Genomic DNA, 24,480 nt, shown 5'->3' with positions numbered 1-24,480 from the left:
GATATATACGGCGCCTCTTCGCGGGCGATTGAACCCACAACATGGGCCTCAGGGCGCAATTGTGCAATGCACAAAAAGATAATCGGCTCCCGATCGCACGCCCTTGTGTGGATTTTGCACGTGAAATTTCTGCATCCTGTGCCTACTTGTCCCGGCAATGGACGGGAATGTCGAAACACAGGATACCACCGGGGCACCTCGCCGCGGATTGATCGGCCGTCTGCGGCGGCGGAGCGAAGCTGAGGACGGAGCCGAAACGGACGCCCAAGAGCCGAAGAAGGCCAAGTCGCTCGGCCCGCTCAAGATGGTCTATGCCGCGGCTGCGAAGTATCCTACGCAGATCGCGCTTGCCTTCGTGGCGCTGCTGATCACGGCAGGTGCCACCCTGGCAATTCCAGCCGGTTTCAAGATGGTGATCGACCGTGGTTTTGCCGAAGGCGGCGATCCCGCCGATATCGCTCGCTGGTTTCGCTATCTCCTGATGATTGTCGGCGTACTCGCAATCGGCACTGCGCTGCGGTTCTATTTCGTCAGCTGGATCGGCGAGCGCGTGGTCGCCGATATCCGGCTGAAGGTGCAGCAGAACCTGCTACGGCTTGCGCCCGGCTTCTACGAAGAGAATTCGCCCAAGGAAATCTCCAGCCGGATGACGAGCGATACCGCGATCATCGAGCAAGTCGTCGGCACCACCGTTTCCGTCGCCCTCCGCAACACGCTGATGGCGATCGGCGGTACGATCTACCTATTCTACCTTGCGCCGCAGATGACATTGGGCCTCGCGCTCGTCATTCCCGCCATCGTGATCCCGATCACCGTCTTCGGACGGCGGCTGCGCACCGTCTCGCGCACCAGCCAGGACCGCGTCGCAGACGTCGGCGCGATGGTGACCGAAGTGCTTTCGGGCATGAAGATCGTCCAGGCCTTCAACCAGGAAAGCCGAGAGCACGCCCGGTTCGGCGCGGCGGTGGAGCGGACCTTCACCATCGCCAAGCGGCGCATCCTGATCCGTGCGGTGATGACCTCCGTCATCATCCTGATGATCTTCGGTTCGATCACGCTGCTGATGTGGCGCGGCGCGGTAGGCGTGGCCGAAGGCGCGATTTCCGGCGGCACCATCGCCGCTTTCGTCATCACCGGCGGGCTTGTGGCGGGCGCATTCGGTTCCTTGACCGAGGTTTACGGCGATCTGTTGCGCGGCGCAGGCGCGGCGAGCCGCCTCAACGAATTGCTCAACACGCAGGCGGTGATCGCGCCTCCTGCGCGGCCCGAGAAACTGCCCGAGCCGCCGCGCGGCGCGCTATCCTTCCGCAATGTCACCTTCCGTTATCCGACCCGGCCCGAAACCGCCGCATTGAAGGATTTCACGCTCGAGGTCGAACCGGGAGAAACCGTCGCCATCGTCGGCCCGTCGGGCGCGGGCAAGTCGACCATCTTCCAGCTGGTCGAGCGGTTCTATGATCCGCAGGCGGGCACGGTCCGCCTCGACGGGGTGCCGTTGACCAAGGCCGACCCGGCCGACATTCGCGAGCGCATCGCCTTCGTCCCGCAGGACGGCGTGCTCTTCAGCGCCGATGCGCGCGACAATTTGCGCTACGGCAACTGGCAGGCCGATGACGAGGCGATCTGGGAAGCGGCGCGCGCCGCCAATGCCGAACGCTTCATCAAGGAGTTGCCGGACGGCCTCGACACCTATCTTGGCGAAAGCGGCACGCGGCTATCGGGCGGGCAGCAGCAACGCATTGCCATCGCTCGCGCGCTGCTGCGCGATGCGCCGATCCTGCTGCTCGACGAGGCGACCAGCGCGCTCGATGCCGAGAGCGAACAGCTCGTTCAGCAGGCGTTAGACCGGCTTATGGCAGACCGCACGACATTGGTGATCGCCCACCGGCTCGCCACTGTACGCAAGGCTGATCGCATCGTCGTACTGGACGAAGGGCGTATCGTCGAACAGGGCACCCACACCCAGCTCGCGAAGGCCGGAGGTCTCTACGCGCGGCTCGCCTCGCTGCAATTCGCCGCGACAGAGGCTGCCTGACTGCGATTGTCCGCCGAGCAATCGACAAAGTTGCTACCGAAACCGACCAGCGACAACGCGCAGGGGCCTGCAGCATCTAAGAGTGTCGGCAGAACATCGAATTAAAGAACATCAAAAGGGGACGCATTTTCATGATCCGCGATACTATCAAGCTGGGTGCCAGTGCGCTCGCGCTCGCGCTCGCCATGCCGGCGCTCGCCGACAATCACGAGGCCGATGCGAAGACAGAGGCTACCACGACCACGCCGACAATGGATTTCGGAAGCTGGGGTGTCGGGCTCGACCTGATCGACCAGGAGGTCAAGCCGGGCGACGACTTCAACGCCTATGTCAACGGCAAGTGGATCGCGAGCAACGAGATCCCGGCGGACCGCCAGCGCTTCGGCGCTTTCGACATGCTGCGCGAAGGGGCGATTTTCGACGTTCGGGCGCTGGTCAACGATCTGGTGGCGTCCAATCCCGAGCCGGGTACTTCGGCCCGTCGGATCGTCGATGCCTACAACGCCTACATGGATGTAGAGGCGATCGAGGCTAGCGGGCTCGCGCCGGCGCAGCCTTACCTCGACACGATATTCGCAGCCGAGGATCTCGACGCTCTGGTTTCGCTGTTCGGAAAGCCGGGCTATCCTTCGCTGGTCGCGGCGGGAGTGGGGATCGATGCCCGCAACCCGACCCAATATGCGGTGAGCATCGGCTTCGACGGGATGGGCCTGCCCGACCGTGACTATTATCTGGTCGATTCGGAGAGCAATCTGAAGATACGCGCGGCCTATAAGGATTACCTGGCGAAGATGCTTGGTGCGGCCGGCTATGCCGACGCCGATGCCGCTGCCGAGGCGGTCTATGCATTCGAGCGCAAGGTGGCCGAGCTTGAGTGGGCCCGTCAGGTTCTGCGCATGCCGCAGCTCACCTATAACGAGCTCTCGCCTGCCGATCTCTCGGAAATGGCCGGCGACTTCCCGATCGAAACGCTCCTCACATCTGCCGAACTGGCCGGCCAGGAACGTTTCCTCGCAAGCCAGCTGCCCCCGACTGCCGAAGAAATCGAGAGCCTGGATCTCACCGAGGAGCAGCTCGGGATGATTGGCGGCGGCCTGCCGGCCATGATGGAGCTTCTGACCGAGACCCCGCTCGCGACGCTCAAGGCGTTCATGGCCAAGAGCTTCCTGCAGGACAACGCAGCGGTTCTTTCGGCCGACCTCGACCGGGCGAATTTCGATTTCTACGGCCGCACCATCAACGGTCAGGAAGAACAGCAGGAGCGCTGGAAGCGCGCCATCAGTTCGGTCGAAGGTGCGCTCGGTGAACAGCTCGGTGCGCTTTATGTCGAGCGCTACTTTCCGCCCGAAAGCAAGGAGCGCATGGACGCGCTGGTCGCGAACCTCTCGCGCGCAATGAGCCTCGCGCTCGACGAGAACGAATGGATGACGCCTGCAACCATTGAGGAGGCGCGTGCCAAGCTCAACGGGTTCGTTCCGATGATCGGCTATCCCGACGAGTTCGAAGCCTACGACGGCCTCGAGATTGCCGCGGACGACCCGCTCGGCAATCGCCTCAATGCGGTGCGCTGGAACGTCGAGGACAATCGCTCGCGTCTCGGCACCGAGGTCGACCCGACCGAATGGGGCATGTTCCCTCAGACGGTGAACGCCTATTATTCGCCGCTCACCAACCGGATCGTATTCCCCGCAGCGATCTTGCAGCCTCCCTTCTTCAACGCAGAAGCGGACGAGGCCGTCAATTACGGCGGGATCGGTGCGGTTATCGGCCACGAGATCGGCCATGGCTATGACGACCAGGGCTCGCAGTTCGATGCGACGGGAACCCTGCGCAACTGGTGGCAGGACACGGACCGGCAGGGGTTTGAGGAATACACCGAACGCATGGCCGAGTTCATCGAGGCCTTCTGCCCAGTCGATAGCCCGGAAGGGCCGGTCTGCCTGCGCGGCCGCCAGTCGATGGGCGAGACGCTGGGCGACGTGGTTGGCCTGCAGATGGCTTACCGCGCCTATCGCCTGTCGCTCGACGGCAAGGAACCGCCGGTGATCGACGGATTGACCGGTGACCAGCGCTTCTTCCTCGGTTTCGCCCAGATCTGGCGCGGGATGGAACGCGAGGAGAGCCTGCGCAATCGCGTGATGACGGCGAACCACCCGCCGGGCGAATTCCGCCTCAACAATGCGGTGCGTCACCTGGATGCCTGGTACGATGCATTCAACGTTCAGCCGGGCGACGATCTTTACCTGCCGCCCGAAGAACGCATCCGCATCTGGTGATACCGGCTTTCGCATTCCTATATACGGGGGCGATTTCCTCTCTCACACCACCCGAAAATGCGGTTGGACTCTCGTTAATCAATTGACTTGGCCCGCGCTTCCGACAAGAGGCGCGGGCCATGACTTTTTTCCAGCTCCTGCTGATTGCGGTGGTCCAGGGGATCACCGAATTTCTCCCGATTTCATCATCGGGGCACCTCATACTCATCCCCTATCTGACAGACTTCCCCGATCAGGGGCCAATGATCGACGTTGCGGTCCATGTCGGCTCGCTGCTCGCGATCATCGTCTATTTTTTCAAGGACGTGGTCGTGCTGGCGCGCGGGGGTTTCGCCAGCGTCGGCATAGGTGATGCACCGGCTGAACGGCGACTGTTCTGGTGGATCGTGCTGGGCACCCTGCCTGCGGTCGCCTTCGGCCTCGCGATCAAGCTGGGCGTGTTCAATTCATTCGTTGAGACGATGTTCGGCATTACCGTCGTCCATGACGATCTCATGGGGTCGATCCGTTTCACCGAACTGATTGCCTTCAACCTGATATTCTATGGCATCCTGCTGGGCCTTGCCGACTGGATCGGCAAGGACGTCAAATCCTTCGAGGACATGAGCTGGCGTGACGGGCTGATCGTGGGCCTGGCGCAGGCGCTGGCTATCATTCCGGGCACCAGCCGCTCGGGCGTCACGATGACGGCGGCCCGCGTTCTTGGCTACAAGCGGGTCGAGGCCGCGCGCTTTTCCTTCCTCCTGTCGATCCCGGCTGTGGCGGGCGCGGGAGTGCTTATCGTGCCAGAGATTATCGAAGCGGGCGCGACCCTGGCGCTCGACGCGCTGATTGCCGGTTTCCTCACCTTCCTGTCCGCCTTTGCGACGATGGCTTTCCTGATGAATTTCCTCAAGAAAGCCTCGATGATGGTCTTCGTGATCTATCGTATCGCGATGGGCGTTGCGCTGCTTGTTTTCTTCTAAAACAAGTCTGTTTGCATTGCCGCTGGAACCAATTTGCCGATTTGCTTGTTATTATCCCGGGACCAAGTGGGAAATTAGCAAATGGCCTTGATTTTGTTGATCGTTATTGGCGCTCTCATAGGGTGGCTTGCATCGATCATCGCGCGTTGCGAGGATTCTCGCGGCGTTCTCGTCCAGATCGGACTGGGAACTGCCGTTGCGGTCGTCGCAGGTTTGCTGATCAACAACGGTGCCATTCTCGGCGGCTTGAGCGCAACCGCTCTGTTGCTGGCCGTCGCCATCACGTCAATCGCGATGGCGGTCTACAATCTTACCGTCAGATCGAATGCCAACGCCTGACTTAAACCTCACACAAATTTTGACGGAAGACTTCAACCCTGCCGAGATTCGGCAAATTTCCAATTAGGGGAAACAGAATGAAGATTACCAAGAAAAGCGCTGCATTTGCATCGATCGCCGCACTTGGCCTGAGCCTCGCAGCTTGCGACAGCCCTGCTGAGAACGAAGCGGAAGAGAACATCGAGGAGATGGAAGACGCGCGTGATGCGCAGGTCAACGAGATGGAAGCCGAAGGTATGATTACCGACGAGCAAGCCGATGCGATGGACGATCAGACCGACGCCATGGAAGAGTCCATGGAAGAGCAGGCTGACGAAATCGACGAGATGTAATCTCGCGCTTAACAGCGAAAACGCAAAAGCGGCCTCGGAGCGATCCGGGGCCGTTTTTGTATGCGCTGATGACAAAAGATGATCGGACCAGAGGTCCGCCGGCGCTTGAGGTCTACACCGGCTTCGCGCCGCTACCGCGCCCGCCGCGCAGCAGATACTCCTGCGTGCCGCGATTGAGCACGTAGTCGACGTCTATCACCGCCGAATTGGCATAAGTGAAGGCCGGCGCGAGGTTGCTGTAGAGCCGATCGAAATCGCGCTCCACCGTTTGACGGTATAGATCCTCGAAGCTCTCGATCACGAAATAGGTGGGTTGGAGATCGCTGATGACGTAATCGGTGCGCATCACCCTATCGACATTGAGCATGATGCGATTGGGGCTCTGTGCCTCGGTCGCGAAGACAACCTCCGTAGGGCCGGACAGAATGCCTGCGCCATAGGCGCGAATGTCATCCGGCGCTTCCTCGATCAGGCCGAACTCGACCGTGTACCAGTAGAGCGCGCCCAGCGCCTTGAGCCGGTTGTAGCGCATCGCCTTCCACCCGGCGCGGCCATATTCCTGCATGTAATCGGCGAAGACCGGATCGGTCAGCATCGGCACATGGCCGAAGACATCGTGGAAGACGTCAGGCTCCTGGATATAGTCGAAGGTCTCGCGCGTGCGGATGAAATTGCCCGCCGGGAAGCGGCGGTTGGCGAGGTGCCAGAAGAATACGTGGTCGGGGATCAGCATGGGTACGGGCACCACGCTCCATCCGGTCAGCGCGTCCAGCTCTTCCGACATCTTGCCGAACTCCGGCACGCCGCCACGGCCAAGGTCGAGCTTCTCCAGCCCTTCCATGAAGGCGGTCGCTGCGCGGCCCGGCAAAACGCCCATCTGGCGTTCGAACAGATCGTCCCAGATCGCGTCTTCCTCGCTCGAATATCGCGTCTGGGCAGGTTCGAGCCAGTCGTCGCCCACATGCTCCGGCTTTTTGAGCGGAGCGGTGAAGACATCCTCCGGTAAATCGGGCAGGATCGTGTAGTCCTGATCGTCTGTGATTGCAGTCGCCATAGTTTCAATTGATACCATTATTGCGCCGCGTGCGCAAACAGGAGGTGGGCTTGGGCAAGAGCGAAGACAAGCTGAAAGGCAAGGAATACCGCGCATTGCTCGAACCGCTCGAGCTCGAACTGGTGGGCATGGCGCGCTGGGCCAAGGCCACCGGCGCGCGCATCGTCGTGCTGTTCGAGGGGCGCGATACGGCGGGCAAGGGCGGTGCGATCCGCGCCGTGAGCGAGCGGCTCAACCCGCGCCAGTGCAGGATCGTGGCGCTGTCGAAGCCGAGCGAGGACGAGAGCACGCAGTGGTATTTCCAGCGCTATGCCGCGCACTTGCCGAGTGCAGGTGAAATCGTGCTCTACGATCGCAGCTGGTATAACCGCGCCGGGGTCGAGAAGGTCATGGGCTTTGCCGATGAGGCGCAGGTCGACGCGTTTCTCAAACAGGCGCCGGTGTTCGAAAAGCAGCTCGTCGATGACGGAATCCTGCTGTTCAAGTACTGGCTGACGACCGATCAGGACAATCAGGAAGAGCGCTTGCGCGAGCGGCTCGAAGATCCGCTCAAGCGCTGGAAGCTCTCGCCGATCGACCTAGCCGCGCGTGAGCAATACGAAGCCTATACCGAGGCGCGCGAGGCGATGCTGGCGGCGACGCATACCGAATGGGCACCGTGGACGCTGGTCGATTTCAACGATCAGAAACGCGGGCGGCTGACACTCGTCCGGGATTTGCTCGACCGGCTACCCGACATGCATATCGACCCGCCGGGGCTCGAGTTTCCCGAGCTTGGCCATGAGCCATTTGACGAGAGCTACGGAGTGCTCAGGCCCATCGCGGATTACAAGATTTCGGATTAGGCTGGCTATGGCGCTCTAGATGCCAGCGCTCGCCTTCACGCACTGCCGGCCGTCGCTGGCGAAGGCGCCGAGTTCGAGGCCATCATCGCTCTTGCGCAAGGCAAGGTGCAGCACCTCGTCGGCAATGGCAGGGCTGACCGCGCGGAAGGCAAAGCTCTTGAGGGCGTTCCCGCCAAGCTGTTTCGCTGCCATTTGCAGCAGCATGCTTGCCATCAGCGGGCCGTGGACCACCAGGCCGCGATAACGCTCGACATCGCGCGCATAAGGCGCGTCGTAATGGATGCGGTGGGTGTTGAAGGTGAGCGCGGAAAAGCGGAACAGCAGCCGCGGATCGGGCGTCACCATGCGATGCGCGTCCCATTCCGATATCGCAAATTGCCCGTCACCCGGTTCGGGTGGAGACAGCGGCGCATCATGCGGCGCGGCATCGCGGTAGACGAGCGTCTGCGTCTCGCGCACGGCCTCCTCGCCATCGGCTCGGGTGACATGCTCGACCTCGACGAAGCCCAGCTTGCCGGTCTTGCCTTCTTTCTCTGCGATGGAGGCAATGCGGCTTGTGCGTTCGATCACCGCGCCGATCCTGAGCGGGGCGACAAAACTGATGTCGCTCGCCGCCCACATCCGGCGCGGCAGCGGGATCGGCGGGAAGAAACTGTTCTCGCTCTCGTCGCGCTGCGGATGGCCGTCCTCACCCAATTGCTCGGTGCGCGCTTCGGGCGTGCAGAGACACAGGTGGATGCCCTGCGGCATGACGCCATCATCGGGGACGGGCAGGTCGAATGTCGCGCACCAGCGCCGCGCAAGCGCCGAATCGAGCGTGTCGCCCTGGACCTGCTCGCGCCCGATCCAGCTGTCCCACTCGCTCATGGTCAGGCCGCCCGTTCGAAGATCGCGGCGATGCCCTGTCCCCCGCCGATGCACATGGTTTCGAGCCCGTAGCGCACATCGCGGCGATGCATTTCGGCAGCCATGTCGGCGAGGATACGTCCGCCGGTCGCGCCAATCGGATGGCCCAGCGAAATGCCCGAACCATTGACGTTGAGCATGTCCATGCGGCTGTCATCCTTCGACCAGCCCCACCCCTTGAGCACGGCGAGAACCTGCGGCGCGAAGGCTTCATTGAGTTCGACGAGGCCGATGTCGTCCCAGCCCATGCCAGTGCGGGCGAACAGTCGCTCGACCGCCGGGACCGGACCGATGCCCATCCGGCTCGGGTCGCAGCCCGCCGCCGCCCAGCCGTTGAACCAGAGCGAGGGGGTGAGGCCCATTTCCTCAAGCTTGTCCTCCGCCACGACGAGGCAGGCCGCTGCCGCATCGTTCTGCTGGCTGGCATTGCCTGCCGTTACGATCGCGTCGGGGTCGCGTTTGAGGTCGATGGCGCGCAATCCGCCGAGCGATTCCACGGTGGCGTCGGCGCGGTAGCCTTCGTCATGATCGAACACGAGTGCGTCACCGCGACGCTGCGGTACTTCGACAGGAACGAGGTGATCGGCGAACTTGCCTTCCTCCCACGCCCTGGCCGCGTTCTGGTGGCTGCGCACCGCATAGGCGTCCGCCTCTTCGCGGCTGATGTCGTAATCCTTGGCGAGGTTTTCGGCCGTCTCGATCATGCCGGTGATCACGCCGAAGCGCTCTATCGGCTGGCTCATCAAGCGCCCGCGCGTCAGACGGTCGTGCAGTTTCATGTCGCCCATGCGCACGCCGTTCCTGAGGTCGGTGGTGTAGTGCTCGACGTTCGACATGCTCTCGCAGCCGCCCGCCACCACGACATCGGCCATGCCGGTTTCGACCATCATGGCAGCGGTCGCGACCGCCTGAACGCCCGAGCCGCAACGCCGGTCGAGCTGGAAGCCGGGAACTTCCATCGGGAGGTCTGCAGCAAGCCAGCTCCAGTGGCCGATCGCAGGGGCTTCGCCATTGCCATAGCCCTGGCTGAAGACGACATCGTCGACGCGCGCCGGGTCGATCCCGGTGCGCTCCATCAGGGCCTTGAGGATGACCGCGCCCAGCTTGCCCGCATCGAGCGGCGCGAGCGTGCCGAGGAATTTGCCCACGGGCGTGCGGAGGGGCGAAACGATGGCTGCGCGTCTGGTCATTGATCTGTCCTTAGAAACGGTTGGCGTCACTGGTGGCGACGGTTCCGGCGTCGATCATCGTGCCGATCTGGCCCGATGACAGCCCGAGCCGTTCCGCCAGCACTTCTTCGCTGTGCTGGCCGAGATAGGGTGCGGGGGCAGGATCGCCGGCCTGCTGGTCCGGGATATTGGCGAAGCTGCGGGTGGCGGGATATTCGAAACCCGAGGGATTGGCGGGCGAAGGGCCGAACAGCGGGTTCTCGTCGACAAGAACCGGGTCGTTCGCGGCTTCGTGCATGGTGCGGTAGCGTTCGAAGGTGCAGCCGTGTTCGGCCATCTTCGCCGCGAGCGTTTCATAGTCCATCGCGCCGGCTCTCGCCTGGAACAGGTCGAACAACCGGTGGCGATGTTCGAACCGCGGGCGGTCGCCATCGGCAAACCGCACGCCGACCGTCTCTTCGAGCGAAGCGATCTCTTCGGCGATGTCGAAGGCCGCGATCAGCCCGTCCCATTGCTTGGCGGTGAGGGCTGCAACCATGAAGCGCTTGCCGTCTTTCGAACGGAAGTCGCGCCCGAAAGCGCCCCAGATCGCATTGCCGAGCCGCTCGCGGTCAGCCCCGCGGTAAAGCATCTCCGCCATTGCGCCGGAATTGGCCATGGTGCCGATGGCAACGTCGCCCAGCGGAATGCGGACTTCGCTTCCCTTACCGGTCGCGTCGCGGTGACGCAGCGCGGCGAGCAGCGCAAAGGCACCATAGGCACCGGTGATGAAATCCCATGCGGGCAGGACCTGATTGACCGGCGGCGCAGTGGCCATGTCCCAGTCCTCGGGACCGCACATCAGCGGGTACCCGCTGGCTGCATTGACGGTGAAGTCCATCGCCTGGCGCCCGTCGTGCCAGCCCATGATGCGCAAGCTCACCATGTCGTCGCGCCCCTTGGCCATCGCCTCGTGGCTGAGGAAGCTCTTTTCCGGGAGATTTGTGACGCACTGCCCTGTCGTACGTGCCAGTTCGACGCACAGCTCGCGTCCCTCGGGTGAGCGCAAATCCAGCGCGACCGATTTCTTAGCTCGGTTGAGGTTTTCCCAGCTGAGCGAGCGGCCTTCCTTCGTCAGCATGTAGCGGTCGTAATCGAGCCCGCCCGCCTTGTGGTCGACGCGGATCACCTCGGCCCCCATCTGCGCGCAATAGAGCCCGATGGTGGGGGAGGCGACGAAGCTGGAGACCTCGATGACGCTGAGGTCGGTCAGGAGATTGTACACGCGTTTCCTCTCTTTCGTGCCGGGGCCACCTGCGCCCTCCGCCCTTCCACCCGGAGCCTGCCGGGATACAATCCGGATGGAAGGGTGGAGGGCGCAGGTGGTTCGGCTAAAGGATCGGGCGGATGCCCGATCCTCCCAAAATTCCTACCTCCTTACCCGTTTTCCGCAGCCCATTCGCGCAGCATGTGCTTGGCGATCTGGAGATAGAGGATCTGGGTCGTGCCTTCGTAGATGCGGTAGATGCGCGCATCCCGGAAGAAGCGTTCGGCATCATATTCGGCGAGATAGCCCGCGCCGCCATAGACCTGCACCACGCGGTCGACCACGCGCCCGCACATTTCCGATGCGAAGACCTTGAAGGCGGCGGCCTTGCGGATCACGTTCTCGCCGCGATCGGCGCGTTCGGTCACATCGCGCATCATCGCTTCGGCGGCGTAAATCTCCATGTCGCTCTCGGCGAGCATCTGCTGGATCAGCTGGAAATTGGCGATCGGTTCGCCGAACGCCTTGCGCTCGTTGGCATAACGCACCGCGCTGTCGAGCGCACGGCGGGCATAGCCGGTTGCCGCCGCGCCCACCGAGATGCGGCCATTGTCGAGGCTCATCATGGCAAAGCGGAAGCCCTGGCCCGTTTCCCCGCCGAGCAGCGCGTCACCGGGCACATGGACATCGTCGAGCATGATGTCGGAGATGTGGCTGCCTTCCTGGCCCATTTTCTTGTCCGGGCTGCCGGTCGACATGCCGGGCGTATCCATTGGCACGATGAAGGCGCTGACATGCGCATTCTTGGGCAGCGCGTCCTTTTCGGTGCGGGCCATGATCAGCGCGACGTCGGCATGCGGCGCATTGGTGATGTAGCGCTTGGTCCCGTTGAGGATCCAGCCATTGCCGTCAGGGTCCGGCTTGGCCGTGGTCTGCATCGCGGCACTGTCGCTGCCCGAACCCGGCTCGGTCAGGCCGAAGCAGGCGATCGCGCCTTCGGCGATCCTGGGCCACCACTCGGCCTTCTGCGCGTCGGTCGCGCCGTTCTTGATCGCCGAATTGAACATCCCGACGTTGATCGAGAAGATCGAGCGATATGCCGGCGCGGCATAGGCCATGGTGTTCACGACCTTCGCATATTGCGAGGTGTTGAGACCGGCACCGCCATATTCTTCCGGGACGGTAAGGCCGAACAGCCCCATTTCCTTCATCTCCTCGACGATATCGTCGGGGATCTTGTCATTGGCGATGACGTCTTTTTCCGCCGGGATCAGCCGTTCGCGCACATAGCGTTCGAGTTGATCGATGAACTGGTCGAAGATGTCGGGATCCATGCCGGTCTGGCTCATTTTTAAGGTCGGTCCTTCTGGTGAATTGTCGTCAAACGACGGTGCTATTCTACCGGCTGTTCAGCCGCATCCTGGGGAGGGAGCGGAATGTCGCTGTCGTCTGTCTCGGGCAGGGCATCTTCGGGCAATCGGCGAGCTTCGATCATCTCGGCCGCTTCGTCCAGCGCCTTGGCCTCGCCAATGCTGACGCCGCCCGGACCGCTGTCATTATCGTTCGGCCCACAAGCGGCAAGCGCTGCTAGGCCTATCGACAGGGTAACAAGGCGGCGGCGAATCTGCATCGCGGGGACCATAGCGAACCTGCCGCAAAGCAAAAGCCGGAAGGTCCCGCTCCAGGCTACGATTTTCGCGAGCCCGATGCCGAACGATCCGGCCATTCCTCGCGAGGAGCCAGCGCGTTGCCAGCTCCCCGTCGATATCTTATTCGGACATTTCTTCGGCAGCGGCCGCAGCATCTCCGGCAGCATCGGCTGCCTCGGCAGCGGCGGCGGCTTCGGCAGCGACCTCGGCGGCGGCTTCGCCGGCAGCTTCGGCAGCGGCGGTTTCGCTCTCGCCGGCAGCTTCGCCTGCTTCCACAGCGTTGGCGTCCGCATCTTCCACCGCGTCCTCGGTGACATCCTCGAGCGCTGCATCGGCGGGCATTTCAACCGTATCGGCGGTCGCTTCGGTCGATGCATCGTCGGCGCTGCCGCAAGCGGCCAGTGCGAGCGAGGCGGCCGACACTGTCAGCAGGGCGGAAAACTTTTTCATGTAAAACTCCTTGAACTTTGGTCTGCCGGTGCGCGAGGGCAGCGGATGCGGGGACATACACCGAGAGTTTCACGCGCGCCAAGCCCCTTGCAGGCGCCCTGTCGCCGGCCGCGCCCCGCCCATCAGTCTTATCGGGCCGTTAACCCATACTCGCTATCATGCGCGTCATGGTGGACTCGCCCATTCCTGAACGCAGTGCGGCGTTGCGCTGGATCGGTATTGCTACCGTCGTTCTGGCGGTGGCGGCCATTCCCATTGCCGCCTTGCTGGCGCAACCTGCAGGCGGCGCGTTCACCAACCGCGAAAGCGGCGAGCGTTTCCAATCCTTGCAGCAGGCGCTCGATGCGGTCGGCAATTCTCGCGCGACCATCTCCGTTGCGCCCGGTACCTATCGCGAATGCGCGGTACAGCGGGCAGGGGTTGTCCGCATCGAGGCGGAACAGCCGGGCAGCGCGATTTTCGACGGGGTAGCTTGCGAGGGCAAGGCGGCGCTGGTGCTGCGCGGGCGTGAGGCCAACATTAACGGCCTCGTGTTTCGCAATATCAACGTCAGCGACGGCAACGGGGCAGGCATCCGGCTTGAGCAGGGCAATCTCAACGTCTTCCAGAGCTGGTTTGCCGATAGCCAGCAAGGGATACTGACGGCCAACGATCCCGACGCCTGGATCGCGATCGAAAAATCGACTTTCAGCGGCCTCGGCACCTGCGAGAACTCGGCCGGTTGCGCGCACTCGATCTACATCGGCGATTACGGCGCGCTGCGCGTCGTCCAGAACCGTTTCGAAAAAGGAACGGGCGGCCATTACGTGAAGGCTCGCGCAGGCCGCGTCGAAATCCGCTCCAACAGTTTCGACGACAGCGCGGGGCGCGGCACCAACTACATGATCGACCTGCCAGCCGGCGCGACCGGTGAGGTCGTCGGCAACTGGTTCGTCCAGGGCCGCGACAAGGAAAATTACTCCGCCTTCATCGCGGTCGGGGCAGAGGATTTGCTCCACAATGCGGACGGGCTGGCAATCGCGGGCAACAGGGCGCGTTTCGTTCCGGGCCTGCGCCGCAGTTCTGCCTTCGTTGCCGACTGGACCGGGCACGAGATCGCCATCGGCGAAAACGAGATTTCTCCGGGCATCAAACCCTACGAGCGGCGTTAGGAACCCGCCCCTCCCTCCACCCGTTATTGCGGCAAGGAGACGTGTGATGGCCGGCGGATGGGCGCGCGATGGCGCTGTACAGGACCAGATTGACGATACTGTAGGTGACGCTGTGGCGGCAGCGAGAGCAAGACTGCCGCGCGGCGAAAGCGCGCGATATTGTGACGAATGCGGCGAGAAAATCCCGGAAAAGCGTCGCGAGGCTATTCCAGGCGTGCGAACCTGCGTCGAATGTCAGTCAGGAAAGGACCGCGTGGTTCGGCATTCGGCCGTCAACCGCCGTGGCAGTAAGGACAGCCAGCTGCGCTAGCCGAATGCGGGCGTGTAACGCACTTCGCCGGTGGGCAGATCGCCATCGAGCACCACTGCCTGGAAGTATTCGGCTGGTGCACCGGGATAGGTGAGCTGCGGTTCGTGCCTGAAGCCGAAGCGTGCGTAATATTGCGGATCACCCAACAGGACGATGCCCTTCGCACCGCTCTCGCGCATGTCGGCGATTCCGCGCTGGATCAGGCGAAAACCTATGCCCTGCTTTTGCAGCCGGGGGATAACGCTCACCGGGCCGAGGCCATACCAGCCCTGCGTCCCGTCGCTGATCGTGACCGGCGAGAACGCGATATGGCCGACTATCTGTCCGCCATCTTCCGCCACCAGCGAAAGCGAAAGATCACCCGCGTCGCGCAGCTTGTCGACGAGGTCTGCTTCATCGCCATCGGAATAGGGCATATCGCGAAACGCCGCCTCGGTCAGCTCGTGGATCGCGCCATGGTCATGCGGCAATTCGGGGCGAAGGAGGACTGTGGTCATTTCAGGAGGTGTCCCGATTTGTCGCGCTTGGTGGCGAGGTAGCGCGCATTGTGCGGGTTGTCCGGCAGCTGGTGCGGAACGCGCTCGGTCACGGTCACGCCTGCGGCTTCGATCGCTGCCACTTTCTTCGGATTGTTGGTCATCAGCCGCACGCTGCGCACGCCGAGCAGGTCGAGCATTCTTGCAGCCGTGGCGAAATCGCGCGCTTCGTCGGGCAGGCCGAGCCGCTGGTTCGCCTCTACCGTGTCGAAGCCCTGATCCTGCAGCGCATAGGCGCGCAGCTTGTTGACGAGGCCGATCCCGCGCCCTTCCTGCCGCATGTAGAGCAATACGCCCCACCCGTCGTTCGCTTCGGCCTCTGCCGCCATCGCAGCGAGCGCCGCGTCGAGTTGCGGCCCGCAATCGCATTTGAGGCTGCCGAGGATATCGCCGGTGAGGCATTCCGAATGGAGACGCACCAGCGGCACCGTGTCACCGGTCTGCTTGCCGATTATCAGGGCGACATGCTCGCGCGTGTCGTCGGCACTGCGGAAGGCGACGATCTGCGCATCGTCGCTGGCGCTGACCGGCAGGCGCGCCCGCGTCGCAATGGAGAGGCGCGATGCGTCTGACCATTGGGCGAGGTCGCTCGCGGCGATCGGCTGGGCTTCGCCTGCTTTCACAGGATCGACCAGGAACGCGGGGAGAATGCCGGAAATCCGCGCCAGGTCCATCGCTGCTCGCGCCACGTCCCCCCAATCGAGGTGTTCGGCGCGGAACGGACCCTTCAGCGGGTTCGCCAGATCGAGCGCCGGATCGGCGATAGGCAGCGCGGATGTGAGGTCGAAGTCCTCTCCGCCGGCGATCAGCACCGGAGCATGGGGCTCGGCCGCTTCGCGCTGATTGGCAAGCTTGAGCGTTGCCGCGCGCGCCGCCGAGATCAGCATGCGCTGCGAAGTCGCCTCGCGCGCAACGGCTGTCTCGACCGGCAGCAGCACAGGCCCTCCCTCGAACGCCAGCGGCCAGCCGTGGCGCAGGGCATCGACCGCCTGTGCCACACGCCTCGATGAAGAGGGCGCCGGGCTAGGAGGGCGGGGCTCGCTCAGAGGCTGAACTCCGTAAACAGCGGAATATGGTCGGAGGGCTTTTCCCAGTCGCGGGCATCTTCGCGCAGCCAGTGCTTTCCGGCCTGTTTCGCGAGATCGGGGCTGGCCCACATATGGTCGAGCCGCCGCCCGCGATCATTCGCCTTCCAATCCTTCGCGCGGTAGCTCCACCAGCTGTAATAGCGCTCGGGATCGCGGATGTGCTCGCGCCCGATATCGGTCCAGCCATGCGCATCCTTGAAACGCTGGAGCGTGTCGACCTCCACCGGCGTATGGCTGACGACCTTGAGCAATTGCTTGTGATTCCACACATCGCTTTCGAGTGGGGCGATGTTGAAATCGCCCACGATCAGCGTCGGACGGTCGACCTTTTCCGCCCAGCGCGTCATGCGTTCGAGAAAATCGAGCTTCTGCCCGAACTTCACGTTCTTTTCGCGGTCGGGTTCGTCACCGCCAGCTGGCACATAGACATTCTCGATCACCATGCCCTGATGCGCGGGATCGGTCAGCTCGACGCCGACATGGCGTGCCTCGCCATTGTCCTGCCAGTCGTGGCGCGAGAACTCCTTCATCGGGATGCGGCTCACCGTCGCAACGCCGTGATATCCCTTCTGCCCGTGCACGGCCTGATATGTGTAGCCGAGATCGGCCAGCGCCTCGGCCGGGAACTGGTGTTCCTGGCACTTGATTTCCTGCAGGCACAGCACGTCGGGCGCCTCTTCCTGCAGGATACGCTCGACGATCGGCAGGCGGAGGCGGACCGAATTGATATTCCAAGTAGCGATTGAAACCATGCGCAAGCACTTAGGGAGCCTCGCCAGCGGGGTCTAGGTCTGTGACTGCGGCCTTCAAGGTTTTCCTTTCCCGCGGCGCGTGCACCAGCTAGCGACGGGCCCGAAGGAGAGAACCCAGATGACCAGTCGCACCCGCATGCTCGCCCTCATAACCGCGCTTGCGCTCCCGCTCGGAGCATGCACCACGGATGGCGGTGCACGGAGCGTGGCGAGCGCGCCACCTGCTCCCGCCGCAGAGGAAGCGCCGCGCGCGAAGAACGTAATCGTCTTCATCGGTGACGGAATGGGCGTTTCCACCATCACCGCGATGCGGATCTATGCCGGGCAGAAGCGCGGCCAGTCGGGCGAGGAATATGTCCTGCCCTTCGAAAACTTCGATAATGTTGCGCTGGTCAAGACCTATAATACCAATGCGCAGGTGCCGGATAGCGCAGGCACGGCAACCGCAATCCACTCCGGACAGAAGACCAAGATCGGCATGCTCGGCGTCGGGCCGGAAACCGAGTACGGCAATTGCGTTTCGGGTCTTGCCAATCCCTTGCCGTTAATCGGTGAAGAGGTGAAGGAACGCGGACTGGCGCTCGGCATCGTCAGCACCGCGCGGATCACGCATGCCACTCCGGCAAGCGTTTATGCACGCAGCGCGAGCCGCGACTGGGAAGCCTATATCGGCACCGAGGGGCAGGCGGATGCGAGCTGCAAGGATATCGCGACGCAGCTGGTCGAATTCGATTTCGACGTCGCGCTGGGCGGCGGCAAGCGTTCCTTCGTGGATAGCGCGCGGGGCGGTGATCGCCGCGAGGAGCAGGCCGACCTCGCCGTCAGCTGGGCCGAGCGTACCGGCGGCAGCTACGTCGAGAATCGCAGCGCGCTCGCTGCGGCGCCAATCGATCGCCCGGTCCTCGGCCTCTTCAATTCGAGCCACATGGCCTACATGGCCGACCCTTCGCGCGATGCGAGCGAACCCACGCTGACCGAGATGACTGCAGAGGCGATCAAACGGCTGCGTCAGGACGAGGACGGCTATTACCTGATGGTTGAATCGGGGCGGATCGATCACGCCCACCACATGGGCCAGGCCGGGGTTGCGCTGGAAGAAGGCAACGAGTTCGCCAATGCGATCCAGTATGCGATCGACAATACCGATCCGGCGGAAACGCTGATCCTTGTCACTGCCGACCATAGCCATGTCTTCACCATGGCCGGCTATCCGAGGCGCGGTAACGACATTCTCGGCCTTGTCAGGCCGCCGGAGGATGGCAGCGAAGTACTGGCCGAAGTGACCACGGCGGAGGACGGCAAGCCTTATACGACGCTCGGCTACATGAACGGGCCGGGCGCGATTGCCGGCATGGAGGAACGCCCTGTTCCGGAAACCGGCATCGGGGCGACGCAGCAGGCGGCGATCCCCTTGCGCAGCGAAACCCATGCGGGCGAGGATGTCGCGCTTTACGGTCACGGGCCGGGGTCCGAGAACGTGCGCGGGGTGATCGAACAGAACGTCGTTTACGACATCATCCGCAAGGCATTCGGCTGGTAACGCTCAGCCTTCGCGGGTGAGCAGCAGCAGCGCTATGGCGCTCTGATCATAGCCGACGAAGGCCCATTCGATTTTCGCCTCGCTGATCGGATTCCAGCCGAAATACATGCGGTTGGTCAGGATCGTGCGCTGGAACAGATCGAAGCATTCGAGGAAGTCCTGCGCGCACCGCCTGGCTCGTTCTTCGCCCAGCCATTGCTGCTGGGGGAGGGCCATGTCCATCGTGAGCGCGTCGGCCATTGCCGCGATGGCAGAGCGCGGCGCATCCGCGTCGCTGCCGGGATCGAGCATTTCCCAGTTCGCGCCGATCGGTGTGTAGCCCAGCGATCCTACGAAGCTGTCGGCGATGGCCGAGGGGGTGCCGGAAATGTCATCCAGTTCGCGTGTTTCGAAAACCAGCTGAGCGCCGGATTCGAGCGGTGCGCGCCAGCGGTGGGAGAAGGCTTCGAGATTGGCGAGCGTATCGCTCACCCGCGTTTGCCGAACAGCGCGGTGCCGACGCGCACATGCGTCGCACCCAGCATCACCGCCGTTTCATAATCGCCGCTCATGCCCATGCTCAATTGGTCGAGACCGTTTTCATCGGCCAGCTTGGCCAGCAGCGCGAAGAAGGGCGCAGGTTCGATATCGGCGGGCGGAATGCACATCAGGCCGATGACAGGGATATCTGCCGCCCGTGCCTGCTCCAGCAAACCGGGCAGGTCCGCGATGTCGCAGCCGCCCTTCTGCTCCTCGCTGCCGATGTTGACCTGAACGAAGCACGGCACGCGCTTGCCCGATTTCTCCATTGCCTTGCCCAGCGCCTTGACTAGGCTCTTGCGGTCGAGCCCGTGAATACAGTCGAAAAGCTCGACTGCGTCCTCGGCCTTGTTCGATTGCAGCTGGCCGATCAGATGCAGTTCGACATCGGGATAGCGCTCGCGCAATTCGGGCCACTTGCCCTGCGCTTCCTGAACGCGGTTCTCGCCGAAGACGCGCTGGCCCTGCTCGAGCAGCGGCTCGATCGTTTCGACGGGATGAGTCTTGCTGACCGCGATGAGCGTGATGTCCGCAGGCTCGCGGCGCGAGGCCTTGCACGCCTTGGCGATGTTCGCGCGGACTTCGTCGAGAGGGGTTGCTGGATTGTCCATCGCGCCGCGCTATAGCGTTCTCGTGGCGAAGATACAGACCCTGCCTGCTCTCTGGCTCCTGTCGGACGAGCGCAATGACGCCGTGCTCGATGACGCGCTGGTTCGCCTGCCGCGCGGATCGGGCTTCGTCTACCGCCACTATCACCTCGGCGATCCGGCACGCTGGGCGCGGTTTCGCGCGCTGCGCCATCTGGCGAAATCGCACGGCCACATGGTCATTCTCGCCGACAGCGCACTGACCGCGCGCGAATGGGGCGCTGACGGCATCTATGGCGCGCCGCGTGCGCTTTATCCGCGCCGCCGCGACCTCGTGCAGCTCGCGACCGCGCATGACTTGGGCGAAATCGGCGAGGCCAATCGCTTCGGAGCCGATGCGGTAATGCTCTCGCCCGCCTTTCCCACCCGCTCCCATCCCGGTGCGCCGAGCCTCGGACCCGCGCGGTTTCGCTTGCTGGCGCAACGTTCGCTTGCGCCGGTGATTGCATTGGGAGGGATGACTCAAGCAACCGCTCACCGTCTCGACTGGCCGCGCTGGGCCGCAATCGATGGTCTTAGCAAGTAAGTGAGATTTGTTGTTCCGCGACGCCCATCCGGGCGCGCGATCTCCTCGCTCACGCGACCTGAAGGTCGCGTCGCTGCGAACGGCCTTTCAGGTGTCCTATGGACAGCTGCGTCTTCGACTTCGCTTCCGGCCTTGCGGCTGCTGCGCAGCCGATCCAGCGCTTCTCCACTCACCTCTCTCTTCTTGACCCCGAGTCCGCGAGGATTCATGGTGTGTTCCGACAGGAGGACGCCGCATGGCGACACGAGCAATGAGCACCCGCAAAACCCGCGGCAATACTGACTGGCGCGCGGCTTTCCGCCGTTCGATGCGCCGTGCCGCGCAGATGACGGGGGCAGTCGCGCTCTTCGCCGCGATGATTTTCCTCGCGCTGGCGCTCGCCAGCTACACGCAGACCGATCCTTCGGGCTCGACCGCCGCTTCCGGCAATGACATCCGCAACTGGATGGGTGCGAGCGGGGCATGGGCCGCCGACAAGGTGCTCGGCGCCTTCGGCATTACCTCGGTACTGTTCCTGCCGCTGCTCTACATCACCGCGCGCGGGCTGTGGCGCGAGATCGAGCATGAGGACGAGGAGGAGGGCACGCGCTGGTGGCTGCCGCTCGGCATGCTGGTGCTGGCGATGACACTGATCTCGACCGTGCTCGCGCTCGCATTCGATGGCCCGGGCGGATCTCTCCCCGCACAGGCGGGCGGCATATCCGGCCTGCTCGGCGCTGCGGCGATCGAGGCTATTGCAGCGCGTTTCGGTGAAGGCGCAGACGGCTGGATCATTCTCGGCGGCGCACTCGCCGCGCTTGCAGGCGGCGTCGCGCTCGTCACGCGGGTCTTCGCCATCGACTGGCGCAGTCTCCTCACCCTTCCGGAGTTTGCGAGCGAGCGCATCGCCGCATGGCGCGGCCGCGATCGTTATGTCGAGAGCGACGAGGATGAACCGGCCGCACCGCGCAAGGCACGTGTGGCCAGGCGCAGCAAGGCGGATGCCGAACCGCGTCCCGAACCGGCCCCGCGCCGTGCGCCCGAGATCAGCGATCCGTCGGCTCCGCCCAAGAAGGCTGCGCTGGCCAAGGCCAAGCAGCGCGACATGTTCGCCAATTTCGACCTGCCGAGCCTCGACCTGCTGGCCGATCCGCCCGCCGCCGCCGCGCCCAAGCTCGACAAGCTGGCGCTCGAACGCAATGCGCGCCTGCTCGAAAACGTGCTCGACGATTTCAACGTAAAGGGCGAGATCACCGCCGTGCGTACAGGGCCCGTCGTGACCATGTACGAGCTTGAGCCTGCGCCCGGGATCAAGGCGAGCCGCGTCATCGGCCTTGCCGAAGACATCGCCCGCAACATGAGCGCGATCTCGGCGCGCGTTTCGCCCATTCCGGGCAAGACCGTCATGGGGATCGAACTGCCCAACGCCGACCGCGCGATGGTCAGCTTCAAGGAACTGGCCGCTTGCGCTGCCTTTGCCGAGAACAAGGGCGCGCTGCCGATCATCCTCGGCAAGGATATCGCGGGCGAGCCGATCGTCGCCGATCTTGCGGCCATGCCTCACCTGCTGGTGGCAGGTACCACCGGCTCGGGTAAGTCGGTCGGTCTCAACGCGATCCTGCTGTCGCTGCTCTACCGTTTCACGCCCGCCGAATGCCGGTTGATCCTGATCGATCCCAAGGTGCTCGAATTGAAGAGCTATGACGACATTCCGCACCTTCTCTCGCCGGTGGTGACCGAGCCGCACAAGTCGGTGCGCGCGCTCAAATGGGCGGTCGAGGAGATGGAGCGCCGCTATCGCATGATGAGCAGCGTCAACTCGCGCAATATCGCGAGCTTCAACGAGAAGGTGACCGCCGCCGCCGCCAAGGGCAAGCCGCTGGGACGCCGCGTGCAGACCGGTTTCGACCCCGAGACGGGCGAGGAGCTCTACGAGGAAGAGCAGCTCGATTACGAACCGCTGCCGCAGATCGTGCTGATCGTGGACGAGCTTGCCGACCTCATGGTGACGGTAGGCAAGGAGATCGAGGTGCTGATCCAGCGCCTCTCGCAGAAGTCACGCGCCGCGGGCATCCACCTCATCATGGCGACGCAGCGACCCTCGGTCGATGTCATCACCGGCGTCATCAAGGCAAACCTGCCGACCCGCATCAGCTTCAAGGTGACGAGCCGCATCGACAGCCGGACGATCCTGGGCGAGCAGGGTGCAGAGCAGCTGCTGGGCAAGGGCGACATGCTCTATAAGCCCAACACCGGCGCGCTGGTGCGCGTCCACGGGCCGTTCGTGTCGGATGAAGAGGTCGAACAGGTTGCGGATTTCTGGCGCGGCCAGGGCAAGCCCGACTATGTCGATGCCGTGACCGAGGAGCCGGAGGATGGCGGCGGCCTCAATTTCGAGGACGAACTGACCGCTTCGGACAGTCCCGAAGAACGCAAGTATCGCCAGGCCTGCCAGATCGTGATCGAGAACCAGAAGGCGAGCGGGTCATGGCTCCAGCGCCAGATGGGCGTTGGCTACAACACCGCCGCCAAGTGGATCGAACGGATGGAGAGCGAAGGGCTCGTCGGCCCGGCCAACCATGTCGGTCGGCGCGAAATCTTCCGCGACCAGGATGGCAATCCGCTCTGAGTGAGGCCTCGGGCTTCGGCCCGTAAGGTCAGCTGTTCATCTGTTCGGCGAAGGCGTCGGCGGACGTCTTGAGATCGCGCAGGTTGCTGTCTAGCGCCACCACGCTCTCGCTCACCTCGCCCACATCGCGGGCGACGTCGCCGGCACGGCGGCTGATTTCCTCGACCGCCTCGGCTGTCGCTTCGGCGCTCTGCGCCGTCTCGTCGATACAGGCGGCAATGGCCGTGACGCTGCTCGATTGCTCGCCGACCCGTTGCTGCAACTTGCTCGCGCTTTCGCGAAGCATGCTGAATTGCTCTGCCATGGAACGGTTCGCGGCGATCGACTGCGAAGTCGTCTCGCCGATGCCGCCAAGCTGTTCGGCGATGTCCTGCGTTGCGGTTTCGGTCTGACTTGCCAGCGCCTTCATCTCGTTTGCGACCACGGCAAAACCAGCCCCGGCCTTGCCAGCCTGGGCAGCTTCGATAAGCGCGTTGAGCGCGAGGATGCTGGTCTGATCGGCGATATCGCGGATCAGCTTGACGATGTTCTCGATCGACTTGCTGTGTTCGGTCAGTTGGGAAGCACTGGCGACCGCTTCATCGGCAGTCTGCGACAGCGAATCGAAACTGTCGAAGCTGGCACGCAGTTCGTTGTCGATCTGCTCGATCGTCGCGTTGAGCGAGCCCGACATGCGCGCTGCATCGGTCATGGCGGAGGTCGACTGGCTCGACGCGGCTGCCACTTCGCTCGCCAGCGCGAGGAGGGTGTCGGCCGCGTCGGCGACCTTGCCCGATTTCTCTTTGGTCACCGCGCTTTGTTCGCTCGAGGTCTCGATCGTGGTTCCCACCGTATCCTCGAAGACCTGAGCGGTCTTGCGCATCGCGGCGGCGAATGCCTCCTTCTCGAGCCTCTGGATGGTGGAGACCATGATCTCGGCTTCGAGACCGGCAATGCGCAGGAAGAGATCGACAAGTCGGCGCCCTTCCTCTTCGTTTTGGGCACCGTTGAAAATCAGCTCAGCCGAGACACGATGCGAATTGTTGAGAGCCGCAAGGTTAATGAACAGCGGCGCGCCGATCTTGTACTGCAGTGCGCCCATCTTCTCGATGCGGCGGATCCATTCGCCATTGATCGGAGGAGTGTACTTATCACGGGTATAACCCGCAGTTTTCTCGATCTGGGAGTCGAGAAACTCCTGGGTGTGTTCAATCTCGGCGTGCTTGAAATAGTCGAGGAGAAACGACTTCGCCAAGGTGACGGAATGCGGTCTCAGGATATCGCTGATCCGTTCGAAATCCTTGCCGAATTTTTCCTCGATCCCGAAACACTTCAGACGTTTCGCGTCCTCGGTCGTCGGGACCACGATTTTCCCCTCGAGCATTTTTATCGCCTCCATCCGCGGCAAATGTAAACGACGCTTGGTTAATGCTCCGTAAGCGACAATTAATCTGCCGCAGTCGCTCAACAAAAACGCCGCCCCGTCTGTGTGACGGAGCGGCGCTTCTCGCTGATGCAGCGATGGCTGTATCGGGTCGGGGGTTTACTTGAGGTCGTC

General features: G+C 63.2%; 24 protein-coding genes. 11 read left to right on the top strand and 13 right to left on the bottom strand.

Features of this window, described 5'->3' with window-relative positions; all coding sequences use genetic code 11:
• The first annotated feature begins 157 nt into the window (after positions 1 to 157).
• The 5 genes from CCE89_RS05345 to CCE89_RS05325 all read left to right on the top strand — a co-directional run bounded on the left by CCE89_RS05345 (position 158) and on the right by CCE89_RS05325 (position 5,947).
• Positions 158 to 2,035, top strand: a complete 1,878-nt coding sequence (locus CCE89_RS05345; protein WP_086437049.1) for an ABC transporter transmembrane domain-containing protein — start codon at positions 158 to 160, stop codon at positions 2,033 to 2,035.
• Positions 2,036 to 2,166: 131 nt separating this feature from the next.
• The gene (locus CCE89_RS05340) at positions 2,167 to 4,311 is read left to right on the top strand and encodes a M13 family metallopeptidase (RefSeq protein WP_086437048.1); all 2,145 of its coding nucleotides are present in this window, start codon (positions 2,167 to 2,169) and stop codon (positions 4,309 to 4,311) included.
• A 119-nt stretch (positions 4,312 to 4,430) separates the two neighbouring features.
• Entirely contained in the window at positions 4,431 to 5,276 is an 846-nt protein-coding gene (locus CCE89_RS05335) for an undecaprenyl-diphosphate phosphatase (protein WP_086437047.1), read from the top strand.
• 81 nt (positions 5,277 to 5,357) lie between these two features.
• Positions 5,358 to 5,615 carry a GlsB/YeaQ/YmgE family stress response membrane protein gene (locus CCE89_RS05330; protein ID WP_086437046.1) on the top strand — a complete coding sequence of 86 codons (258 nt, stop codon included), beginning with the start codon at positions 5,358 to 5,360 and terminating at the stop codon, positions 5,613 to 5,615.
• A gap of 77 nt (positions 5,616 to 5,692) precedes the next feature.
• A complete protein-coding gene (locus CCE89_RS05325) occupies positions 5,693 to 5,947 on the top strand; it encodes a hypothetical protein (RefSeq protein WP_086437045.1) in 255 nt (84 codons plus the stop codon).
• 112 nt (positions 5,948 to 6,059) lie between these two features.
• Here the strand turns inward: CCE89_RS05325 and phhA are convergent, their stop codons facing one another.
• Positions 6,060 to 7,001, bottom strand: coding sequence for a phenylalanine 4-monooxygenase (gene phhA / locus CCE89_RS05320; RefSeq protein ID WP_086437044.1), 942 nt, complete (start codon positions 6,999 to 7,001; stop codon positions 6,060 to 6,062).
• Positions 7,002 to 7,051: 50 nt separating this feature from the next.
• Here phhA and ppk2 point away from each other — a divergent pair, with 50 nt between their 5' ends.
• Positions 7,052 to 7,846: a polyphosphate kinase 2 gene (ppk2, locus tag CCE89_RS05315; protein WP_086437974.1), complete on the top strand. Its 795-nt coding sequence runs from the start codon at positions 7,052 to 7,054 to the stop codon at positions 7,844 to 7,846.
• Between the two features lie 15 nt (positions 7,847 to 7,861).
• On the opposite strand, the gene CCE89_RS05310 is transcribed toward ppk2, so the two are convergent.
• The 6 genes from CCE89_RS05310 to CCE89_RS05285 all read right to left on the bottom strand — a co-directional run bounded on the left by CCE89_RS05310 (position 7,862) and on the right by CCE89_RS05285 (position 13,266).
• Positions 7,862 to 8,713 (bottom strand): FAS1-like dehydratase domain-containing protein, encoded by an 852-nt coding sequence (locus CCE89_RS05310; protein ID WP_086437043.1) that lies wholly within the window; start codon positions 8,711 to 8,713, stop codon positions 7,862 to 7,864.
• 2 nt (positions 8,714 to 8,715) lie between these two features.
• The gene (locus tag CCE89_RS05305; RefSeq protein ID WP_086437042.1) at positions 8,716 to 9,942 is read right to left on the bottom strand and encodes an acetyl-CoA C-acetyltransferase; all 1,227 of its coding nucleotides are present in this window, start codon (positions 9,940 to 9,942) and stop codon (positions 8,716 to 8,718) included.
• 10 nt (positions 9,943 to 9,952) lie between these two features.
• Positions 9,953 to 11,185: a CoA transferase gene (locus tag CCE89_RS05300; protein ID WP_086437041.1), complete on the bottom strand. Its 1,233-nt coding sequence runs from the start codon at positions 11,183 to 11,185 to the stop codon at positions 9,953 to 9,955.
• Positions 11,186 to 11,337: 152 nt separating this feature from the next.
• The gene (locus CCE89_RS05295) at positions 11,338 to 12,516 is read right to left on the bottom strand and encodes an acyl-CoA dehydrogenase family protein (RefSeq protein ID WP_086437040.1); all 1,179 of its coding nucleotides are present in this window, start codon (positions 12,514 to 12,516) and stop codon (positions 11,338 to 11,340) included.
• A gap of 44 nt (positions 12,517 to 12,560) precedes the next feature.
• Complete coding sequence (locus CCE89_RS05290; protein ID WP_234989961.1) at positions 12,561 to 12,797, bottom strand: hypothetical protein; 237 nt, start codon at positions 12,795 to 12,797, stop codon at positions 12,561 to 12,563.
• A 139-nt stretch (positions 12,798 to 12,936) separates the two neighbouring features.
• On the bottom strand, positions 12,937 to 13,266 hold the full coding sequence (locus tag CCE89_RS05285; RefSeq protein ID WP_143255971.1) for a hypothetical protein: 330 nt from the start codon (positions 13,264 to 13,266) through the stop codon (positions 12,937 to 12,939).
• Between the two features lie 167 nt (positions 13,267 to 13,433).
• Between CCE89_RS05285 and CCE89_RS05280 the strand changes: the two genes are divergently transcribed.
• Together CCE89_RS05280 and CCE89_RS05275 are read left to right on the top strand one after the other, a co-directional pair.
• Positions 13,434 to 14,417, top strand: coding sequence for a right-handed parallel beta-helix repeat-containing protein (locus tag CCE89_RS05280; RefSeq protein WP_086437973.1), 984 nt, complete (start codon positions 13,434 to 13,436; stop codon positions 14,415 to 14,417).
• 46 nt (positions 14,418 to 14,463) lie between these two features.
• Positions 14,464 to 14,727, top strand: a complete 264-nt coding sequence (locus tag CCE89_RS05275) for a DksA/TraR family C4-type zinc finger protein (protein ID WP_086437037.1) — start codon at positions 14,464 to 14,466, stop codon at positions 14,725 to 14,727.
• Here the strand turns inward: CCE89_RS05275 and CCE89_RS05270 are convergent.
• From CCE89_RS05270 to xth, 3 genes are read right to left on the bottom strand one after another with little or no spacing between them, the layout of a single operon-like run.
• Positions 14,724 to 15,224: a GNAT family N-acetyltransferase gene (locus CCE89_RS05270; protein WP_086437036.1), complete on the bottom strand. Its 501-nt coding sequence runs from the start codon at positions 15,222 to 15,224 to the stop codon at positions 14,724 to 14,726. The two genes, CCE89_RS05275 and CCE89_RS05270, sit on opposite strands and share 4 nt — an antisense overlap.
• Complete coding sequence (gene ribA / locus CCE89_RS05265; protein ID WP_234989960.1) at positions 15,221 to 16,261, bottom strand: GTP cyclohydrolase II; 1,041 nt, start codon at positions 16,259 to 16,261, stop codon at positions 15,221 to 15,223. The genes CCE89_RS05270 and ribA overlap by 4 nt, the downstream gene beginning before the upstream one ends.
• Positions 16,262 to 16,305: 44 nt before the next feature.
• Positions 16,306 to 17,103 carry an exodeoxyribonuclease III gene (gene xth, locus CCE89_RS05260; RefSeq protein ID WP_086437035.1) on the bottom strand — a complete coding sequence of 266 codons (798 nt, stop codon included), beginning with the start codon at positions 17,101 to 17,103 and terminating at the stop codon, positions 16,306 to 16,308.
• Positions 17,104 to 17,221: 118 nt separating this feature from the next.
• Between xth and CCE89_RS05255 the strand changes: the two genes are divergently transcribed.
• Positions 17,222 to 18,643 (top strand): alkaline phosphatase, encoded by a 1,422-nt coding sequence (locus tag CCE89_RS05255; protein ID WP_086437034.1) that lies wholly within the window; start codon positions 17,222 to 17,224, stop codon positions 18,641 to 18,643.
• A 3-nt stretch (positions 18,644 to 18,646) separates the two neighbouring features.
• Here CCE89_RS05255 and CCE89_RS05250 read toward each other — a convergent pair whose 3' ends face one another.
• Both CCE89_RS05250 and CCE89_RS05245 read right to left on the bottom strand, forming a co-directional pair.
• Positions 18,647 to 19,114: a hypothetical protein gene (locus CCE89_RS05250; protein WP_086437033.1), complete on the bottom strand. Its 468-nt coding sequence runs from the start codon at positions 19,112 to 19,114 to the stop codon at positions 18,647 to 18,649.
• Complete coding sequence (locus CCE89_RS05245; protein WP_086437032.1) at positions 19,111 to 19,773, bottom strand: YggS family pyridoxal phosphate-dependent enzyme; 663 nt, start codon at positions 19,771 to 19,773, stop codon at positions 19,111 to 19,113. Before CCE89_RS05245 ends, CCE89_RS05250 begins: the two co-directional genes overlap by 4 nt.
• Positions 19,774 to 19,795: 22 nt before the next feature.
• Here CCE89_RS05245 and CCE89_RS05240 point away from each other — a divergent pair, with 22 nt between their 5' ends.
• Positions 19,796 to 20,335: a thiamine phosphate synthase gene (locus CCE89_RS05240; protein WP_234989959.1), complete on the top strand. Its 540-nt coding sequence runs from the start codon at positions 19,796 to 19,798 to the stop codon at positions 20,333 to 20,335.
• Between the two features lie 235 nt (positions 20,336 to 20,570).
• On the top strand, positions 20,571 to 22,943 hold the full coding sequence (locus CCE89_RS05235) for an FtsK/SpoIIIE family DNA translocase (protein WP_086437031.1): 2,373 nt from the start codon (positions 20,571 to 20,573) through the stop codon (positions 22,941 to 22,943).
• Positions 22,944 to 22,971: 28 nt separating this feature from the next.
• Here CCE89_RS05235 and CCE89_RS05230 read toward each other — a convergent pair whose 3' ends face one another.
• Positions 22,972 to 24,306: a methyl-accepting chemotaxis protein gene (locus tag CCE89_RS05230; RefSeq protein WP_159456586.1), complete on the bottom strand. Its 1,335-nt coding sequence runs from the start codon at positions 24,304 to 24,306 to the stop codon at positions 22,972 to 22,974.
• Positions 24,307 to 24,480 lie beyond the last annotated feature (174 nt).

The organism is Altererythrobacter xiamenensis (assembly GCF_900177715.1).
Taxonomy (GTDB): Bacteria; Pseudomonadota; Alphaproteobacteria; order Sphingomonadales; family Sphingomonadaceae; genus Erythrobacter; species Erythrobacter xiamenensis.
This window is presented reverse-complemented; position numbering and strand designations above follow the sequence as displayed.